The 19287-nt window shown below is 44.9% G+C and carries 13 protein-coding genes; 2 read left to right on the plus strand and 11 right to left on the minus strand.

Annotated features, from left to right (window positions below):
• Nucleotides 1-211: 211 nt before the first annotated feature.
• The 6 genes from AC1DWN_RS13095 to AC1DWN_RS13120 all read right to left on the minus strand — a co-directional run bounded on the left by AC1DWN_RS13095 (nucleotide 212) and on the right by AC1DWN_RS13120 (nucleotide 9016).
• Nucleotides 212-874, minus strand: coding sequence for a methionine ABC transporter permease (locus AC1DWN_RS13095; protein WP_477559339.1), 663 nt, complete (start codon nucleotides 872-874; stop codon nucleotides 212-214).
• Nucleotides 867-1883 carry a methionine ABC transporter ATP-binding protein gene (locus AC1DWN_RS13100; RefSeq protein WP_477559340.1) on the minus strand — a complete coding sequence of 339 codons (1017 nt, stop codon included), beginning with the start codon at nucleotides 1881-1883 and terminating at the stop codon, nucleotides 867-869. The genes AC1DWN_RS13095 and AC1DWN_RS13100 overlap by 8 nt, the downstream gene beginning before the upstream one ends.
• Nucleotides 1884-2455: 572 nt before the next feature.
• Nucleotides 2456-3721, minus strand: coding sequence for an extracellular solute-binding protein (locus AC1DWN_RS13105; protein WP_477559341.1), 1266 nt, complete (start codon nucleotides 3719-3721; stop codon nucleotides 2456-2458).
• 38 nt (nucleotides 3722-3759) lie between these two features.
• Nucleotides 3760-5316: a response regulator transcription factor gene (locus AC1DWN_RS13110; RefSeq protein ID WP_477559342.1), complete on the minus strand. Its 1557-nt coding sequence runs from the start codon at nucleotides 5314-5316 to the stop codon at nucleotides 3760-3762.
• A gap of 19 nt (nucleotides 5317-5335) precedes the next feature.
• Nucleotides 5336-7132, minus strand: coding sequence for a cache domain-containing sensor histidine kinase (locus AC1DWN_RS13115; protein ID WP_477559343.1), 1797 nt, complete (start codon nucleotides 7130-7132; stop codon nucleotides 5336-5338).
• A gap of 81 nt (nucleotides 7133-7213) precedes the next feature.
• Nucleotides 7214-9016, minus strand: a complete 1803-nt coding sequence (locus tag AC1DWN_RS13120) for a glycoside hydrolase family 66 protein (RefSeq protein WP_477559344.1) — start codon at nucleotides 9014-9016, stop codon at nucleotides 7214-7216.
• A gap of 636 nt (nucleotides 9017-9652) precedes the next feature.
• Here AC1DWN_RS13120 and AC1DWN_RS13125 point away from each other — a divergent pair.
• A complete protein-coding gene (locus AC1DWN_RS13125) occupies nucleotides 9653-12205 on the plus strand; it encodes a glycoside hydrolase family 31 protein (RefSeq protein ID WP_477559345.1) in 2553 nt (850 codons plus the stop codon).
• 667 nt (nucleotides 12206-12872) lie between these two features.
• Here the strand turns inward: AC1DWN_RS13125 and AC1DWN_RS13130 are convergent.
• From AC1DWN_RS13130 to AC1DWN_RS13150, 5 genes are all read right to left on the minus strand, one after another.
• A complete protein-coding gene (locus AC1DWN_RS13130; protein ID WP_477559346.1) occupies nucleotides 12873-13580 on the minus strand; it encodes a DNA alkylation repair protein in 708 nt (235 codons plus the stop codon).
• A 90-nt stretch (nucleotides 13581-13670) separates the two neighbouring features.
• Nucleotides 13671-15134: a 23S rRNA (uracil(1939)-C(5))-methyltransferase RlmD gene (rlmD, locus tag AC1DWN_RS13135; protein ID WP_477559347.1), complete on the minus strand. Its 1464-nt coding sequence runs from the start codon at nucleotides 15132-15134 to the stop codon at nucleotides 13671-13673.
• Between the two features lie 84 nt (nucleotides 15135-15218).
• Nucleotides 15219-16136 carry a diacylglycerol kinase gene (locus tag AC1DWN_RS13140; protein WP_477559348.1) on the minus strand — a complete coding sequence of 306 codons (918 nt, stop codon included), beginning with the start codon at nucleotides 16134-16136 and terminating at the stop codon, nucleotides 15219-15221.
• A 61-nt stretch (nucleotides 16137-16197) separates the two neighbouring features.
• On the minus strand, nucleotides 16198-16977 hold the full coding sequence (locus tag AC1DWN_RS13145; protein WP_477559349.1) for a sirohydrochlorin chelatase: 780 nt from the start codon (nucleotides 16975-16977) through the stop codon (nucleotides 16198-16200).
• Between the two features lie 10 nt (nucleotides 16978-16987).
• On the minus strand, nucleotides 16988-17278 hold the full coding sequence (locus tag AC1DWN_RS13150) for a YerC/YecD family TrpR-related protein (RefSeq protein ID WP_477559350.1): 291 nt from the start codon (nucleotides 17276-17278) through the stop codon (nucleotides 16988-16990).
• A gap of 234 nt (nucleotides 17279-17512) precedes the next feature.
• On the opposite strand from AC1DWN_RS13150, the gene AC1DWN_RS13155 reads away from it, so the two are divergent.
• A complete protein-coding gene (locus AC1DWN_RS13155) occupies nucleotides 17513-18064 on the plus strand; it encodes a hypothetical protein (protein ID WP_477559351.1) in 552 nt (183 codons plus the stop codon).
• Nucleotides 18065-19287 lie beyond the last annotated feature (1223 nt).

Here is a 19287-nt window from a genome sequence, read left to right on the forward strand (position 1 = left end):
CCATGCCATGTCACTGTATGGACCAGCTGTTGCTCCAATTTTAATCGATTTTTTCTGCTCGGCAGTTCCTTCGTTAGAACCTGATCCTTCTTCCTTATTGTTGCTGCCGCATGCGGCCAGCATTGACATCAACAGGATGCACAACGTAACGATCGTTAATTGCTTTTTCAATGATATGATCCCCTTTTCTAAGTTGTAAGAATAATTTATCTTAACGTTTATCTACTTTACGAGAGGCCCAATCTCCAATAAATTGAATAATTTGGACAATCACGATAAGAAGAATAACCGTTGTGAACAGGACTTCATTATCATAACGATAATAACCGTATCGAATAGCCAGATCTCCGATACCGCCGCCGCCGACCGTACCCGCCATCGCAGAGAAGCCAAGCAAACTGATGGCCGTTATCGTAAGGCCCGAGATCATACCTGACCTTGCTTCTGGAAGCAGTACCTTGCGGATAATAAGCCAAGGCCTTGCGCCCATTGCTATCGCTGCTTCAATAATTCCTTTATTCACTTCTCTAAGGGAATTTTCTACCAAACGCGCATAGAAAGGAATGGCTGCAACGGAGAGCGGAACAGCTGCGGCTGCTGGACCAATCGTAGTTCCAAGTAAAAATTGCGTAAATTTAAGCAGCAACACAAGTAAAATTAAGAACGGGATCGAACGTACAATATTCGAAATCACGCCCAAAATCATATTAATAGCACGGTTCTCTGAGAATAGCCCCTTGCTGCTAATAAACAACAGCACGCCAAGCGGCAGGCCGAGAACGAAAGCAATCAACAGTGAGATACCAACCATGTAGAGCGTTTCATTAAACGCTTTTACTATATCGGGAAACATTTCCATCAAGGAGCTAAGCATGCTCAACCACCTCCACGATGCAAGAACGATCATTTAAATAACGGATAGCTGATTCGACTTCCTCATTCGTTCCGGTCACTTCCATAATGAAGGTTCCGAGAGGCTTTTCACCAATATAATCGATTTTTCCGTGCAAAATATTCGCTTGAATACCGCTCTTTTTCAGCAAATCCGAAATAATCGCTTGTTCTGCCGCATCGTCGCGAAACAAGATCTTTAGCACCTTACTGGATGGATTAAGCTTCTCCCATAGTTTCGTCGGCAGCTTAAATTCCAGCACACTATTAATAAATTCCTGAGTCAGAGGCTGTACCGGATTTGCGAAAACCTCATATACGCCGCCATCCTCAATCACTTTGCCATCCTGCATAATAGCAACTCGGTGGCATAGCTCCTTCACGACTTCCATCTCATGTGTGATAAGTACAATGGTAAGCCCAAGCTTACGATTTATCTCTCGAAGCAGTGACAGAATGGACTGAGTGGTCGTCGGGTCAAGCGCTGACGTTGCTTCGTCGCATAACAGCACTTGAGGATCATTGGCCAGAGCGCGCGCGATACCGACACGCTGTTTTTGACCTCCGCTTAATTGAGCAGGGTAACTGTCCATCTTATCCGCAAGACCAACGAGCTGAAGCAGCTCCGACACTTTGCTTTGAATAGCTGACTTTGGCGTATCCGCCGCTTCCAGTGCAAACGCAACGTTCTCGAATACAGTCTTGCTTCCTATAAGATAAAAATGTTGAAAGATCATGCCGATCTTTTGACGAGCCACTCTCAGCTCGTTTTTACCCAAAGCAGTCAGGTCAACGCCGTTCACCAGCACTTTGCCAGAGGTTGGCTTCTCAAGCAGGTTGATGCAACGCAGCACTGAGCTTTTGCCCGCACCGCTATAACCGACGATTCCAAATATTTCACCTTTGGCGATATGAAGATTGACGTGGTCGACGCCAACGACTGTGCCTTTATTCGTTTTGTACAGCTTGTGTAAGTCAATGAGTTTAATCAATCTAGACCCTCCTGGAGCACTAGTTGCCTAGTTCTAAATATATCTATTTATGAAGTCACTTATTTCCGACGAATTCACTGTGAATTAGTATAACAAATAATTTAGGTGCATGACAAATTATATTTTCTTTTTTTCTAGTTCTTTTGAAGAAATCTAAATTTTCATTATATTATGTTGGATCGTAATAACTTTTTTAATACAAATAATTCCATTTATAGATTTACTTCACTCTGGAGAGCATCCGTATCTCTCTTACTATTATTATTGATTTGGTCAAACTCATTACCACTAAACGATCTCCATACTACTTTCCATGCTGCCAAATAGCTCAGAGTTCACCATCGTGCTTTAATATGGCCAGAATATAATAAAGCTCACGCTATCTCAGCATGAGCTCATTCGTTATCGATATGAAATAGATGATGATAAAGGGAATAGTAATTCCCTTTATTTGCAAACACGATATAATGACACTACACACTCCACGTGCCCCGTAAGCGGGAACATAGGTAATTGGGTCCCCCTCGAACTCAGCGGGCTAAAGCCTTGATTTACAAGGGCTTTAAGATATGTCAATCAGAATCTTCCAAGAGTTTATCTATTTCAGCCGCCGCACGATCTAATCCAACCTTAACGGGCAGTTCACCCATAAATATTTTATGCAGGTACAAGGTATACACTTCGTCGATTCTGCTCCAGTTTTTCACAGTCGGCCTCAGAAAGGTATCATTCATAGCTTCCATGTAGGGGTAAAGGTAAGAATCCTTGTCTAGACTCAGCGCTTTAACCGCCTCCCTGTTAGTCGGGATTAAACCGGCTCGTGCCATGATCAGCTGAGCTTCCTTTCCTGTCATCCATTTCATAAAAGCCCACGCCTCCGCAGGATGTTTGCTGCCCTTCATAATGACTAAGTTTTCACCGCCAATAATCGAAGACGGGCCATTCCCCTTTAGAAAAGGTACAGGTAAGGTCTGCTGAAGAGCTTGTTTCATTTCCGAGTCTTTCAATAATCTGTAAAACCACGGCGCTTCGTCCGTTAAAATCATGTTTCCGTTCCGTACTTCCCTCCAGTTATCGCCGTTTAGGGTCACCGCAGAAAGATGAATCAGGTCTTCCTTATAAAGACCAACCAGTTTCTCCACCGCCTGGATGGTGGCTTTGCTGTTCAAAAATCCGGAAGCCCTGGTGTAATTCTCATCCATAAACGAGCCTCCAAGGCTGAAAAGGTACGGAAGTGTATCCCAAGCCTCCAATCCCCCCAAGCCAATTGTGAAGTKATGCGTACGAGCAAGCTCCAGAACTTCATCCATGGTACGTGGAGGTTCTGAATATCCAGCCCGCTCCAGAAGCTCCCGGTTAAAAATGGCCGACTTGGTATATAAATTAAGCGGCAGAGAGTAATATTGATTCTTATAAAAACCAACGCTCATGTCCTTATGGTGAAACGTTTGGAGCAGAAGTTCGAATCCCGGGAACCCATTTAATGGTTCAAGGAGCCCTTTATGTGAGAACTCTGGCACCCAAGAGATGTCCATTCGTACCACATCCGGACCACGATTGGAGGAGGCCCGTCCAATCAAACTGTACTTTAGTTCGTTATTGTTGGCTAAGTTAATGTAATTGACCCGAATGCCCGGGTTCTTGCTCTCAAAAGCCGGAATCAATTCTTGCACTAACAGCCGGGTTTCTGCATCGTTGTAGGTATGCCAGAAGGTAATAACGGTTGTATCCTTTCTGTGGAGCGTTTGAACATTATTTGGATCCGAGATCACGGACGGACTCCCACACCCGGCCGTTAACACTAGAGTCAGTAAAAAGGATATCCACCGGATGGCCACAAGGTAATTCTCCTTTCTTAATCGGTGTGCGGGAACTATCATTTCATGCTTTCCCTATATTCTATAGGAGTAAGTCCTGTTATTTTTTTGAACACCTTGCTGAAATATTTTACGTCTTTAAATCCCGCGGCTCCGGCCACATCGTAAATCCGGCAGTCATTTTGCGTAAGCAGCCGCTTCGCCTCCCGAATCCGTAGCTCGATCAGATAATCGATAAAGTTTCGTTCGGTTTGTTTTTTGAATAAATGGCTGAAGTAACTTTTACTGAGATGAATGATATCCGCTACACTTTGGAGCGTCAAGTTCTCGGTATAATGGGCAGCTATATATTCCAGCGCCTTCGTGATTAGCTGCCCGCTGTAACCGTTATCGGACAATTTAGGAATAAAAGACTTGCCCATCTCCTCCAGCTCACCAATCATGAATGATGCCAGTTGTTCCAATGTTTCTGTCTTGGAAAGCAGTTCATACTGTTCAGAGTGCAGGGTCCCTGCGTCTGCATGCAGCTGATAAGCGCCTGAAAGCAGGGTGTGCGCCTCCAGCTGTACTTCTCCCGGGTTCAAGATCCCGCTCTTCCAGCGTTCAAGCRCAAAATCAACCGCGGATGAAGCCGGATCACCGTTATGAATCGTCTCAAAAAAGGGAGTCCAATCATGATTTAGTTCTCTATCTGTTAACGTTTGAACAGGATTGGTTTCCGATCCGCTGCCTCGATACAAGCCGCCCAACCCTTCAAAAAATCGTCTTTGGCAGGCTAAACTGCTCTCGGCATACCCCTTAAGAATTCGGCTCACTCCTTGCTCTTTGGCGAAGCCGACCGACGTCGAAATTCCCCATTTCGCTTCGAGCTGCCGCTTCCACTGGTCGAGCTGTTGTTCAACCTCCCCTTCGAGATCCGGTAAGATGAGAAACAGGCTGCTTTCGGACACCAGCAGTGCGCTTCCTTCCCTTATCTGCAAATAAAACGCTTCCTGCAGTTCCTCAAGCAACAGCTGCACATACATATATCCATAATTTTCTCTCCATTCCTCAGCGGCATCCAGCATAAGATAAACACAGGTATAGGAATCCCCCAACCATGCCGGAGCCCAAACGGTTGACTCAGGAAAGGTCTGTTCTTGGACGATGTATCTTTTGATTTCCTGTTCGACACGCTTTCGGTCCAGAAAGAGAGCCCCTTGTTGGTAATGATTCAATTCGGAATCCCTTCTCCTTTCTTCCTCCAGCATCGAAATACTGCGGCGAAGGACGGCAAGAAGGTCTTCTCGCTTCAAGGTCAGCTTTAACAAATAATCGACGGCGCCCAGCTTAAGTCCTTCTTTCACGTATTCAAAATCACTATAATTGCTGATCAAGATCACCTTTAGCCAAGGGCAAAGCGCCAGCGCTTGTTTCATCAGTTGAATGCCGTTCAGCAAAGGCATTTTGATATCTGTGATAAGAATATCGAAGGAAAGACTTTCTAAAGCAGACAATGCCTCCTCACCGTTAGCGTAATGGTCTTCAACCATCATCCCTTCCTTTTCCCAATCGATATACGCACTGATACCGTTGCGGATGACAGGCTCGTCGTCTACAATAAGAACTCTATACATGATATTCCCCCTTGATCTGCTAGTTCTCAGATGCCGATTCCACAAGTTTTTTTAACAAAATGCGTACTGCGGTTCCTTGGCCGATTCTGCTTACAATAGACCATTCCCAATTTCGAGCATAATAAAGCCGCAACGAGTCATAGATATGGCGCAGACCGATGCCAACTTCTCCATTTTCAACAGCAGTCCCCGGGTCGTTCAATACTTTTAGCTTTTCATCCCCAATACCTAAACCATCATCTTCTACTAGAAATTCCAACTCTCCTCTACACATACGAATTCTTATCGAGATCCGGCCACCCGTATTTTTGGGTACGATCCCATGAAATATGGCATTTTCCACCAATGGCTGCAGCAGCATGCGGGGAATCATAAACTTCTCAGAACCCGGTTCAACGTCCAGCTCTAGATCAAATGTTTTCTCGTAGCGAAGCTCCAAAATGATCAAGTACTTCCGGATGATATCCAGTTCCTCTTCCACCGGTATCATACTCCCGCTTTTGCCCATATTAGCTTCGAGCAAATGGTTTAGCGCGTGCAGAACTTTAGATGCCCGGTCGTTCTGGCCGGAATCAATAAGCCACCGCAGTGTGCTGAGAGTATTATAAAGAAAGTGGGGATGAACCCGGTGCATGACAACCCGAAGTTCAGCATGATGCTTCTCGCTTTGTTCATCCTCCACCTGCTGCATTAAATTCCCGATTTTGTGCAGCATTTTATTAAACTGCTTGCTCAAAAAGCCGATTTCATCAGAGGTTCGAACGACCGCCCTTACGTTTAGGTCTCCTTGTTGAACGTGAAGCATACTTTGGGTAAGTTGTTTTACGGGTTTGGTCACCCATCCTGCTATGAAAAGCCCAATACCGATAGCAATCATGGAGAAAACCGCGGAAGACAACAATATCCAGGTCTGGAGATGTTCCAGCTGTCCGCTGATTTCATCGACCGGAACAGTCCCTACAATCATCCAACCGTTGCTCAGCAGCTGCTTAACCCCGTAATAAGGCACCCCTTTCATGTCAAACTCAAATTCCACTGCGTCATCGCTCACAATCCTTTGATACAAGTCGGGATTCTTCACTTTCTGGTTAATCATTTCGAGGTTGGAATCAATCATGAGTCTCCCTTTGGAATCCACAACGAAAAACTTTCCCGTATCCCCGAGTTTCGGCTGCCGGATCGTATTCAAAATCGACTGCCCGTCCAACTGAACCTGCACCAGTCCGATATTACGCATTGTATTAAAATCCTTCAGAACCCTTCCGACAGGCAAAACGAGGTCCGTATTGACACCGCCTCCGCTGAAATGGTCATACTGAAGGCCCTGCCAAATCAGCTCTCCGTCTTTTCTTTTGACTTCTTTCACCCATTCCATATCTGAAAGATGTAACTGCTTAAGTCCAGAGTCGGAAAACGTGCCGCTGCCCCACCCTCTACCCTCCTCTGTCAATAAATAAACGATTTTGACGAAGGAATTAGAATAGACATAGTTGTTCAGCAAAATATTAATATATTCCAAATTCCTGTTTTCTTCGTACGAAGGACTGCTGATTACTTGCAAAGCAGCGCGTTGAATGTTTGGATCGCTGGAAAAAAAATCGGAGGTATCTACTCCCACGTTTAAAATAAAAGAGAGCGACTCCGCCGTTTGCTCGGCGATTTGAAGGGTGGACTCCCGTACGTTTTTCTTCAGGATGGAGTCGGCTACCCAGTAGAAGGACCAGCTGGTAAAAATGGTCGGGATTAAAATAACGAGCAGGAGGATCAGTATGATCTTAGCCGTGAAGCGAYTTGATATTCTGAATTTTTGAAACATAGTACCTCCTATTTTGTTTCTTCCTAAGAGTGTACACGATGAAAGATGCAATACCAATGTAATTTGCAGGAAATGAACCCTCTACTCCTTATACTCGACAACCGCCATGTCCCAATATTTCAGCTTGGGCAGCTCCCATTGTAATATGCCGTCCCGCTGCGAGAACGCTAAAGATTGCGGTGAGCCCTTGTTATAATCAGGGGAAGCGAACCATACTTTGGCAACCGGTTTATCCATTTTCACAGAAACCTTAACATTCAGCCTCTCTGTCTGCTCCGCCTGCTTTCCGTTGTCATCACTCCAATCCATAGTGGAAGCATCTGTGAAATTAATGAAATGAAAGATGTCTTTACCATCCTTCCGTTTCGTGAAGGACCACACTTTACCTTGCTCAGCTTGATCCGAAACGGAAGGTTCTCCCATTCCCTCGGCTTTCAGTATTGAATCTTCCGTGTGATCCCGCAGCAGATTCTGATAAGCTACCAGAAAATCGTAATAGTGGATCAGCTGTTCTTCCAAATCCGGAGACAGGCTTAGATTCTTATGAGGGAAATATTCTTTGGACAACATGTTTTCCCCAAGCTCCAGATGAGATCCTCCGGAAGCGAAAATCACCGCATCCGTCAGCAGGACCCCCGGTGTATTGAACTCGCCCGGTGAATCGGATAAATGATAATTCATATAAGCGGCCAAAACCGTGTTTAGCTGGTTCCCGCTGTACTTTGAATTTTCATCAATCACTTCTTTCAAGTTCTGATAGCCCGGGTGATTGCCCCACACTTCGGTATATAGAAATTTGACGGGAGCTTCCCGGGCAATAAACTCCTGGCCGAACTGGCCGACTGCGTTCATGACATAATCCACATCCAGCCTCTCTTTGGCTGTATTCAAGAAAGCCGGATAAGTCTCAGCCATATTAACGCTTTTGCCGTCATAGTTCCACAGCTTGCCCCTGTCCCCCAACTGGTCTACATGCCAACCGTCAAACGGAAGAGATCCGAAAGTTTTGAGTTCCTTGTCGATCAAGTAGTTCTGCCACTCCGAATTAGAGGGATCATACATATAAATATCACTTGCCCACTCTTTCGGAAGAGGGTGTTTATCTTGATTCATAGGAATTGGATCCTTGAACAACCCCCACTCCCTCTTCACACCGTCTTTTTCCGCATCGGCATAAGCCCCGAACAGCAAGTTGTAGTTCATTGCCTTCATGTTGCGATTGTGAGCCAGGTCGATATAGCCCTTTACCGTATCGAACGCTACAGAACGGTTAGCAATATTTTTCCATTCCCGCACAGGCTTGCCGTCTTGGAAGGGAATAGGCTCTTGATGCTTATATTGCCAGTCGTAGAATTGGACGCCGTTAATATGGAACCGGTTTAAACGTTCGATTACTAGAGACATATCGCCCTGATTCATGGCCGAGAAATCCGCCAAATAACCGTAACGAGGAAATTCCCCCCAGTCAGAGGAAACGTCCACAGCAATATTCATTTGTTCGCCCGCCTTACCGTCTTCCTCATAGAACACTTCGACCATGTAACCTCTTCCTTCGTCCTTCGGCGGTCTCCAGCTCCAAGTCAGCTGATTTCCTTCCGTTTCCAGCCATTCTTCCTTCACGATCTGGTCCATGTGCAAATAACGAATATGGAATCTCCCCCCGAAGGCGCGCTCCTTTAATTTTAAAGAAAATTGGACGTCCTCTTCGGGTTTATAAGCCGCCTTATCCGTAGACAGCTCCTCAAGCAGTGAACCTCTTTGAATCTCGACATCCTTTCGAAAATCAGCAACGTTGTCAGCAGCATTCCCACAAGTCGATATAATCAATATAACCCCGCTGAACGCAAGACCCGCAACCAGCCGCATCATCCTGAAACCTCTCATTTCTCTCACTCCTATCCAAAGTTTCTTAACATTATCCGAAAAACGACTCTACAATCAAATGTCTCAAGCAGCAATTCTGATAAGCCATCTCACATTTTTCTTTGCTAACACGTATTCCCAAACAATAAAGTGTTTTATATTTTCATAAAGGCATAATATATTACCCCCTCCTATTTTTACCTAAAATTTAGTAAGTCAAAGTTTGATTTTAATAAAACCATACAATAATCCCAAAATAGTCGGTTGAAGTGTCTTATTTTACGAAATTCAATATTAATAAAGGTTGATCCTCATATCATGTACTTTTTGAAATGTCTAACCCGTAGCCCTATAGAACTACGTTTTTCCATATATATACATGTTTTTTGGTAATGATTCACTTCAAATTTAATCCTCAAAAAAAACTTGAACAAGCATAAATCCATGTCAGGACTAGTTTTGCTTTGATTGATCTACCTATATGAGAACCCTCTCTCTCCTGTTAATCAACTTGTTAAGGAAGCCTATAGGAGGTTTTCCCCATTGCTCATGCCGTTTTTACTTGCTAACTTTGTAGTAGGCACCGAAAACCGGAGTTTTTACTTTTGGAAAGAGTATGTCTGCTTTCTAAACTAAATGGAGTGGGAGAGAGAAATTATGATAAAGAAGTTAAAGGTTTTGAGCATGTCGAAAAAACTGGCACAAGCTGCTATGTGTCTGACTCTGCTGACAGGAACGGCCGCGGTCACGCTTCCGGCCAACGTGGCTTTTGCTGCGATAACGCAGCCTGAAGCGGATACCCCGCTGGACAAACAGAATCTTAAGCCACTATACGTACAATCGTTAGAAGCTTTGGAGAACGGAGTGAAGCTAAACCTGGGAGACTTCCAAGGCTATATCCGCCTATTCGATGAAGATATAGCGAAAGTCTCGGTATTGAAAAACGGTGAAGAAGAATTTATCTCCCCAGGTATCGCTAAGAAGGATTGGGAAACACCTGAATTTAAGACCGAAGAAACGGATAAAGAATACACTCTATCTACTAATGAAATGACAGTGAAAATTAATAAAAGTTCGTTCGGTGTCAAATTTTTGGACAATCAGGGAAATGTTATAAACGAGGATGCAGCACAAGGTGTAGGCTATGAAGACGGGAAGCCATATGTATTCAAGAAAACCGATGCCAGTGAAAATTTCTATGGATTCGGTGAGCAATCAGGAGGGCTGAATAAACGCGGCAAAAGTCTTGGCATGTGGAATACGGACGCTTATTCCTATAATAAGGATACAAAATATCTGTATACGTCCATTCCATTCTTCATAGGTCTGAAAGATAAGAAAGCATACGGTATTTTCTTCGACAACACGTATCGCTCCTATTATGAAATGGCCAGTGAAAAAGACGATTATTACTATTTCTACGCCAACGGCGGCACGCTTACTTATTACTTTATCAACGGTCCGGAAATCGGTGATGTCATCGATCAATATACCGAGCTTACAGGAAAACCGGAAACTCCCCCAATGTGGTCGCTGGGATTCCATCAAAGCAAATGGGGATATACACCGGAAGAACTTGTGAGTGTGGCCAATAAATACCGTGAGAAACAAATTCCGCTCGATACGATGCATTTTGACATCGACTACATGGATGGCTACCGCGTGTTCACTTGGAATGATCAGTATAAACAAGCGCTTAAGACGTTGAAAGGCCAGGGATTCCACGCGGTTACAATCAATGACCCTGCTGTCAAACAGGACGAAAACTACCGTATGTACCAAGAAGGAACCCAAAATAACTATTGGGCGAAAAATCCGGACGGTTCCACTTTCATAGGTGAAGTGTGGCCGGGTAAATCCGCTTTCCCAAACTTCCTGAAGAAGGATGTCCGCAACTGGTGGGCTGACAATCTGGGTACCCTTTATAACGAAGGGGTTGACGGTATCTGGAACGACATGAACGAACCTGCTGTTTTTGACGGTCCATTTCATACGATGCCGCTGGATATCGTGTTTGAAGGCGACAATGGAGAGAAGAAACTGCATTCGGAATACCACAATCTTTACGGACACGATGAAGCGGAAGCAACTTATCAAGGTGCTCTAAAACATAAACCGAATACCCGTCCGTTCGTATTAACCCGTGACATGTACGCAGGAACACAGCGCTACGCTGCACTTTGGACAGGAGACAACGTAAGTAACTGGGAGCATTTGCAAATGTCGATTCCGATGAACTCCAATGTCGGAATGTCCGGTGTTCCGTTTGTCGGAAATGATATTGGTGGCTTTGCGAAATCGCCGGGAAATGTTACGACACCTGAATTATTTGCTAGATGGATCGAAGTCGGCGCTTTCCTGCCGTTCGCACGTGACCACTACGATAACAGTGCGAAGTCCGGTGTGGCTAGCGGTCAGGAGCCTTGGCAATTCGGCAAAGAAGTTGAAGATATCAGTCGGAAGTACATTTCGATGCGTTATGAACTGATGCCGTACTTGTACAATCAATTCAATAAATCAGCCAAAAACGGTCAACCGGTTCAGCAACCGCTTGTTTACCAGTTCCAGGATGATGCGAAAACCTACAACATTGAAGATCAGTACATGTTCGGTGATTCGCTCATGCTTGCACCTGTCGTACAAGAAGGTCAAACGAGCCGTGAAGTGTACCTGCCGGCAGGCGAGACATGGGTGGATTACTGGACAGGAAAAGAGTTTGACGGTAACCAGACCATTTCAGTTAAAGCTGATCTTGGAACACTACCTATTTTCGTGAAAAATAATTCGATCATCCCTCGTCAGGAAGTAGAGCAGTACACGGATGAGAGGAAGCTGGAAAACTTGATTCTTGACACTTACCTGAACGGTAAAGCCAGCTACAGCTTCTACGAGGACGATGCTGAAACGTTGGATTACAAACAAGGTGAATATAATATCACAGAATTCCATGTGGAGAAGAAAGGTAACCACATCGAGTTCGAGCAGGACAAAAAGACTCAAAAGTATGCATCCGATATTAAGTCCTACACGCTTAAACTGCATAATGCCGAAGAACCGAAAAAAGTGCAAGCGGCTAATAACAAATATGCCAAAGCCGGCAGTGTAGAAGAATTGAACAAACAGAAAAGTGGTTACTATTTCGATTCGGGAGAGAAAGTTCTGTATGTAAAAATCCCTGTAAACGAAAACCACAAAGTGAAAATTCAATAATACGGTTTCACGGTCATTGCCAGATAATAAAAGTAAACGGGTAGGAGCATTCGGCTCCTACCCGTTTACTTTTGTATTACACAATGCCTCAGCATCTATTCGCCAAAAAAACCTCACCGCTGTTACAGGAGAAGGAGTTCTTCCCGAGAAATTGCCATCACAAGTCACCTCACTGTTATTACTTATTAACTTTTACTTCGGTTAAATACGGTTGTAGTAACTTCGCATGATGAATGCGGGTGTTATCTAACACGATGACGATTTTGCCTGTCGGATACTGAGCCACAACCTTTTGAAGATAATTCAAAAAGGTCGCCTGAATAGACAAGCCGCTCTATCGTCATAGCACAGTAAGTATTTGGGGTCCATTATCTGTAATCGCAACGGTATGTTCATACTGAACGCATATTGGACTACCAACTGAGTTAAGCCGCCTACTAACATAAACAATACTTTTGAGCAAACTGTTACATCTCTGTTATTCTCTTAAAACCATTAATATTAAGCACTCCACATGACTTGTCTGCCTGTCCTTTTACTTTCTTAAGCGAATCTGTCACTTCTCATTCTTTAATTTTCGTACCATCAATATTACACATTCGACATGTGTGGAGTGCTGCTCACTGGACTTGAGTTTCATATCTCAATACAATCATCGAAGAAAATCTCAACACCTTACATGTTTTCGTTTGAAACCAAGTTGCTCTTTAACTACTGCCTTTTGAATATTATCGGAAGCGAGTAGGAACTTACTTTTTGTTTTGTCCCGATTGACTTCTACCGGACCTACTGCCTTTGCGGTCTCGACCGCCTTATCATGGAGTGGCAAATAGGATACCCCTACGGTGTAAATAAAACTATTCATTGCGTATTTCGTTCGTTCGGGAGAATCATGAATCGTATTTTTCACAACTTCAAGCATATTGGCCATTTTGCTTTCGGAAAATTCATCATCCGGTCGATTACCCAAAAGCCAGCAGTAACAACTCCAGCCCGCAGACATTCTCAGTTCTTCTCCGCTTGCGATCCACTTATCAGCTACTTCTTGTGCAATATCTGCTTCTGCCAAGGTTACCGCAACAACAAAATCGKACAGCATATAAAAATAAGCCCCATCGATCCAGCGTTCAAAATCTGCTTCGGTCATCGCTTTTGGATCTGCGATAATTCCGGCAAAATACATAGCGTCGTAGTTCCCTGTAGCGTAAAGCTGCTCAGCCAACGGTTGATTTATTTTTGTTTTTTTGAAAATGGGCTTCATTTGGCCTGTAGCAACACCAAAAAGCGGCTCTTTTGCGCCATTAGATTGGTAAATTTTCTTGGTTCGTTCCTTGCCAAGAGCTTCAAGCTCCTGCATAACCATTTCTAAATTCATTGTTTAACACTTCCCTTAGGAGATTTTATCACCTACTGCTAGACTTATACGCAAGTCGCAAAATTTATTTATCGATAATGTCACATCACATTATTGATTTCGAACCATCAATACTACCGATTCCACATGAACCGTCCACGGAAACATATCCACCGGTGTAACCTCCACCGTCTTATACCCGCCATCCTCCAGCACTCGCAAATCCCTAGCAAGCGTAGACGGATTGCAGCTCACATAAACCACTCTCTCCGGCTTCATAGCCAGAATCGTATCAAGCAGTGCAGGATCGCAGCCTTTTCTCGGTGGATCGACGACGATTACATCAGCTGTAATCCCCTCCGTGCGCCAACGTGGTATGACTACCTCAGCAGGTCCCGCTTCAAACGAAGCATTCGTTATACCATTAAGCTCCGCATTGCGTGCAGCATCCTCAATTGCTTCCGGCACAATCTCTACGCCGTAGACGCGGCCAGCTTGCCGTGCTAGGAATAAGGATATCGTTCCAATTCCGCAATATGCATCGATAACCGTCTCCGCTCCAGTCAACCCAGCATACTCCACCGCTTTGCGGTATAGCTCCACTGTTTGCGAGGGGTTCACCTGATAGAACGATCTCGCCGATATCGCGAAGCGAATACCGTCTAGCTCATCATATATAACATCGCTGCCCCAAAGCACGCGAGTTTCATCTCCAAAGATTACGTTCGTGTTCCGTTCGTTCACGTTCTGCACAATACTCTTCACGCCGGGCAGCTCCTGCCTAATGCGCTCAATCCAACGATCCACCGATGGCAGCTTCTTGCCATTCGTGACCAGAACGACCATGATCTCACCCGTCACGACGCCAGTACGCGCCATCACATGACGCAAAATACCGCGTCCCGTCTCTTCGTTGTATGTCGAAGCATCAAGCTCGCGCCCAATTCTCTTAACAACTCTTATGACCTCATCATTATGCTCATGCTGAATAAGGCAATCGTCCATGTCGATAATGCGGTGACTGCCGCGTGCGTAAAAGCCTGCGACCAATTGTCCGTCCACTGAGCTTGCACCAACAGGTACCTGAGCTTTGTTCCGATACTGCCAAGGCTCATCCATACCAATCGTGGGATGGACAACAATTTCTTCCATATTGAGCTTCCCGATTCGCACAAGATTGTCCACAACATGCTGCTTCTTCCACTCTAGCTGAGCGGGATAATCAAAGTGCTGCAGCTGACAGCCGCCGCACTCCTTATAAATATCACAAGGCGGCTCGACACGTGACGGGCTCTTCAGGAGCAATTCCTCCAAGCGAGCATATCCGTACTGCTTCTTCATCTTCATTACTTTAGCGCGTACTCGCTCACCTGGAAGCGCCCCTTGCACAAAAAAGGTAAAGCCTTCAGCGCGCCCTACCCCTTCTCCTTCATGCGTCAGGCCGATAATATCGACTGTGACCTCTTCATTTTTTTGAAACGGTGCATTTGATAGATCAGTCGCAACTGCTGGTGATGTCCCAGCATTACGCGATCCTCCCTTATGTCTACCGCCTCTATTTTTACCTTTATTCATAAACTCTCTCCGCTCTGCCTTCACCTATTCAAGCTCACCTATCCATACCTATCATGCCTTCATTTAATTAACACTAACCGTAATTTAGCGGTACGTCGAAACACCCATTTCATCCGCAAAAATTTGCAAATGTGACGGAAGCACCGAGAATGTGCATGGCAGCACACCACCGTATTCACCGTCCAAATTAATTTGTACGTAGTCTGGTGTTGTCACCTTTAGCTCATTCGTCCGAAAATGAATGACATGGGGGTCATTGAAATGCTCACCGCGCAGTGCGAGCGTCACTAGCTTTATAAACTCCGGTAGGTTGCATTTTTTTATAAGAAGCACATCAAGCAATCCGTCATCCAACAAGGATTCCGGTGCTAGCCGTTCGAATCCGCCTACGGAGTTGCTGTTGCAAATAAGAAACATCATGAACTCATCATCAAATTCACCTATACCGGCCGCTTCGAATTTCAAATGGGTCGGCCTCAGACGAGTCATTTTCTCCATGCCCTTCATATAATAAGCCAGCTGCCCGACCATCGTCTTCAGCTTGCTCGGCACATCATAGGTCAGCTCCGTCAAGGAACCACCACCGGCAATATTTATAAAATAGCGATCATTCGACTTACCCACATCAACTGGCCGCGTATACTGCTGAATAATCAGGTCACAGGCGTACTCCCAATGCTTAGGAATACCCATCGCCCGCGCAAAATCATTAGTCGTACCTACTGGAATAATCCCTAGCGGAGGTCGGTTCGGCTTGTTCGCCAACCCATTAACAACTTCATATAACGTCCCGTCACCGCCCGCGGCAATGATTAAATCATAGTCACGATCCGCTGCCTCGGACGCAGCAAACGTCGCGTCACCTTCGCCTATTGTCGCATGACAGCTCGTCTCGATGCCGCCCTGCTCCAGCCTTTTCAAAATATCCGGCAAACGTTTTTTCATTTCTTCTCTACCTGAAGTCGGGTTATAGATAAGTCTTGCTCGTTTAATTGCTTGCATTATAGCTCACCCCTAATAATCCGTTCAACATCGTATTCACTTTATCATGTTCACCCTACATTTATCGCACATGCGCCAACCATTCCGTCATTTGTCTCTCGAGCCACCGTGCAATGGCCTGATGAGGTAGCATAGCCAGTCCGTTGTATCGGTATTCAAGACCGGCAAGCCGAGTCGGAATCACTTTATTTGTAAAATAACCTTGACTCAAAAAAAGCGGCACAGCAATGACCGCTTCCTCAGGATTTTCCTGCTGCATCGCTTTAAGCTTTGCAGCAGCCTGATCAGGCAGCAGCATCGCGTACTCCGCTCTTGCGAAGCCTCCAAGCGACCGTAATCGTTCGCTTAGCAAAGTCAGTCCTTGCTGCCAGCGCTCGTGAAACACATTTTCCTTGCTGCCGTGCCCAATGAGCAGCAGCGCTTCTTTCGAAGGCTCCTGCGATAGCTCAGCAATATTCACTGCAAGCAGCTCGGCAATTTCTGGATCAGCATCAATTGGCAAACCGTACGTTATATTTGAAGCAACTCGAAAGGTTCCAAGGTCGCCCTCTAAATCAGATACCCATGGTAAGCCGAAAGCTTGTCCAATCTCATCGACATGCGTGCTGCCAGAGGATATGAACAAAGGCACCACATAGATATCCGTTACACCCAGCTCTTCAAGCTTGTCGATACCATCTTGAATAAGTCGCCCTTCAACAATTTCTAGAAATGACGAAATAACCGGTTTGTCAGATAACGCAGAAGAAGACGCAGCCGCTGCAACTGCTTGATCGACAAGCCGCACCCATTCTGCCTCTCTGGAGCCATGACTGATTACAAGAAATCCTGGCTTTTTCATAGCTGACTTCCTATCGTCCTAGACGCTCTAAAGCCAATTTATACCCGTCATTACCATAGTTCAAACAACGCTTCACTCTTGAGATAGTTGCCGTACTTGCCCCTGTCTCCGCTTCTATCGCGTTATAGGTACTGCCCTTGCCGAGCATGCGTGCTACCTCTAGGCGCTGCGATAACGATTGGATTTCATTCACCGTACACAAGTCGTCAAAAAAAACATAACATTCCTCAACAGACTTCAAAGTAAGGATCGCTTCGAACAATTGGTCTACTGCTTTATCGTTCAGCTTTTTGAGCTGCATACACATTCACTCCTAATTGAAACTAATGCTATTATTGTAGCTTTTTTAGCGGATTTATTCAAACATTACCGTATTCACGCTTTACAGAATAGAAGAATGCTCCAGCAAGCTTCAACTAATCAGTTGATTCGCATGGGGCATCCATCTAGAATAAATATCCGCACCCGGGTCATTCGTCCAATCCATATGTTTGCCTACTCCATAGACTAATACAAAAAAAGGGTTGTGATCCGTGTGAACTATCGCAATAACCCCGGTGCCAGCAACCAGCAAAACGAGGCGCACGGCGGTTTTCGTCAAGTAGAGGGCCCACATAAATCATTTGGCGCGAAGTCGAGCGGCTTTAATTTTGGTGGAGAAGTTCCGAACGGCACACAAGTGTTGCTGCCAGATACCGCGAAAGACTTATTACCTATATCCTCTGATACATCATCTGGGTTAGTCGAAACTACTGCTGCAACCAAAGCTGGAGGCTTCTCACTTGCAAGTTTGGGTGAGATCAAAGGCTTTGTAGACCGAATCGGCGGAATTGATGGTATTCTTACGACCGTAACAAAGGTGCAGAAGGTGATGTCAAGTGTCTCCCAAATGGCACCGCTAGTCAAAGTCATATTCGGTTCCTTCGGTAAAAAATCCGCTGATGAATCAGACGCTGATGATGGTGGAGAATGGAGACCAAAACGCCGTAAGCGCCGTAAGACTGGAACTGGCGGAGGCTCAAGCAACAAAGGCGGAGGCAGCGGCCGCAATCGTCGCCCTCGTGCACCTACGACTAAGCGTCGATAGTTTTTCGAAATAGAGTCGTTAGAGGCATCCTATTACAACTACTAACGACTTTTACACTACTCTTCATCGAATATCATTATTCGAGCAAGTTTTTTTATCAAAGACTTGCTCAGTTATCTGCGATTCGTTATGATGTTGGTATAGATTCGGGAGTGAAGCACACCCCGGCTGCAGCGCTGAGCGTTGTGGTCGGGGTGTTTTCGTTTCCAACATAAACTAATCTATTTTCTCCAATCCTGGCGAGTTCAATGATCATCTTCTGCGTCAAAATGATCTCGTCCTATCCGGCTGGATCATTCTCCGTTTCTCGGCTTGGCAGGTAGCGAATCATCCACAGCGATGCATGTTTCAGTTAAAGCAAGCAATCGGTCACTGGTGGTCATTGACTTATAGCGGCGATTGCGGGAAATCCAGTAATCTATGGGAAATGCGCAAACAGCTTCTTATCCAAATGGGCATGCGACGCGATGGAAAACTTAAACCAAGTGAGGTCGCACGTGAGTTCCAAATTACCAACCGCACCGCCATAGATTGGCTTCAACGTTATGAACGAGAAGGAGTACTTCACAGCCAACCAGCCCAACATAGAGTAACAACGTACTTACTTACAAATTACATCTAAATGAATGGAGTATTTTTCAGCATCTACAGAGAGAAGATCGAATCAGAACTAATCTGTCTATTATAATATATGATTTCAAATTCATTCCTCATACGCAGTCCGGACATTTATGCACAATATCACACTTCAGAATTCCGAGTTATCCCGTTGTGGATAACTAAAATCATTACATATCCACAGTGTTATCACATCACTACCGCACAAAACAGAATCTTCCTGTGCATAATTACAACCTTCGACATCATTCCGCAACATTCATATTGCATTCATACACAGCTGTTAGTGCATTGTGCATAGCCAGTCTTTAAAATGCATCTAATCAACCTTCTTAGGCCCATTACATTGTTTATAAAATTCGTTACTTTAACCATAATTGGTGGTTGAATCTCCAAGTTATCCTTGATTTTTCGAAGTCATACACAACTGTTAGCATTCCTGTAGAGCGTTAAATATCCGCTTTGCAAAAAAACGAGCGCCYCGGTACGATGGAAGTACGCAACGGGTCATAGCCCTAAAAATTCCATCATCCAGGAGGACGCTCTATTATGAAGTTTAAATCGCAGGACAAACAAAATCAACTCATTGAAAAAATTACCGCTCA

It is taken from the genome of Paenibacillus sp. P4_A7, from assembly GCF_056402455.1.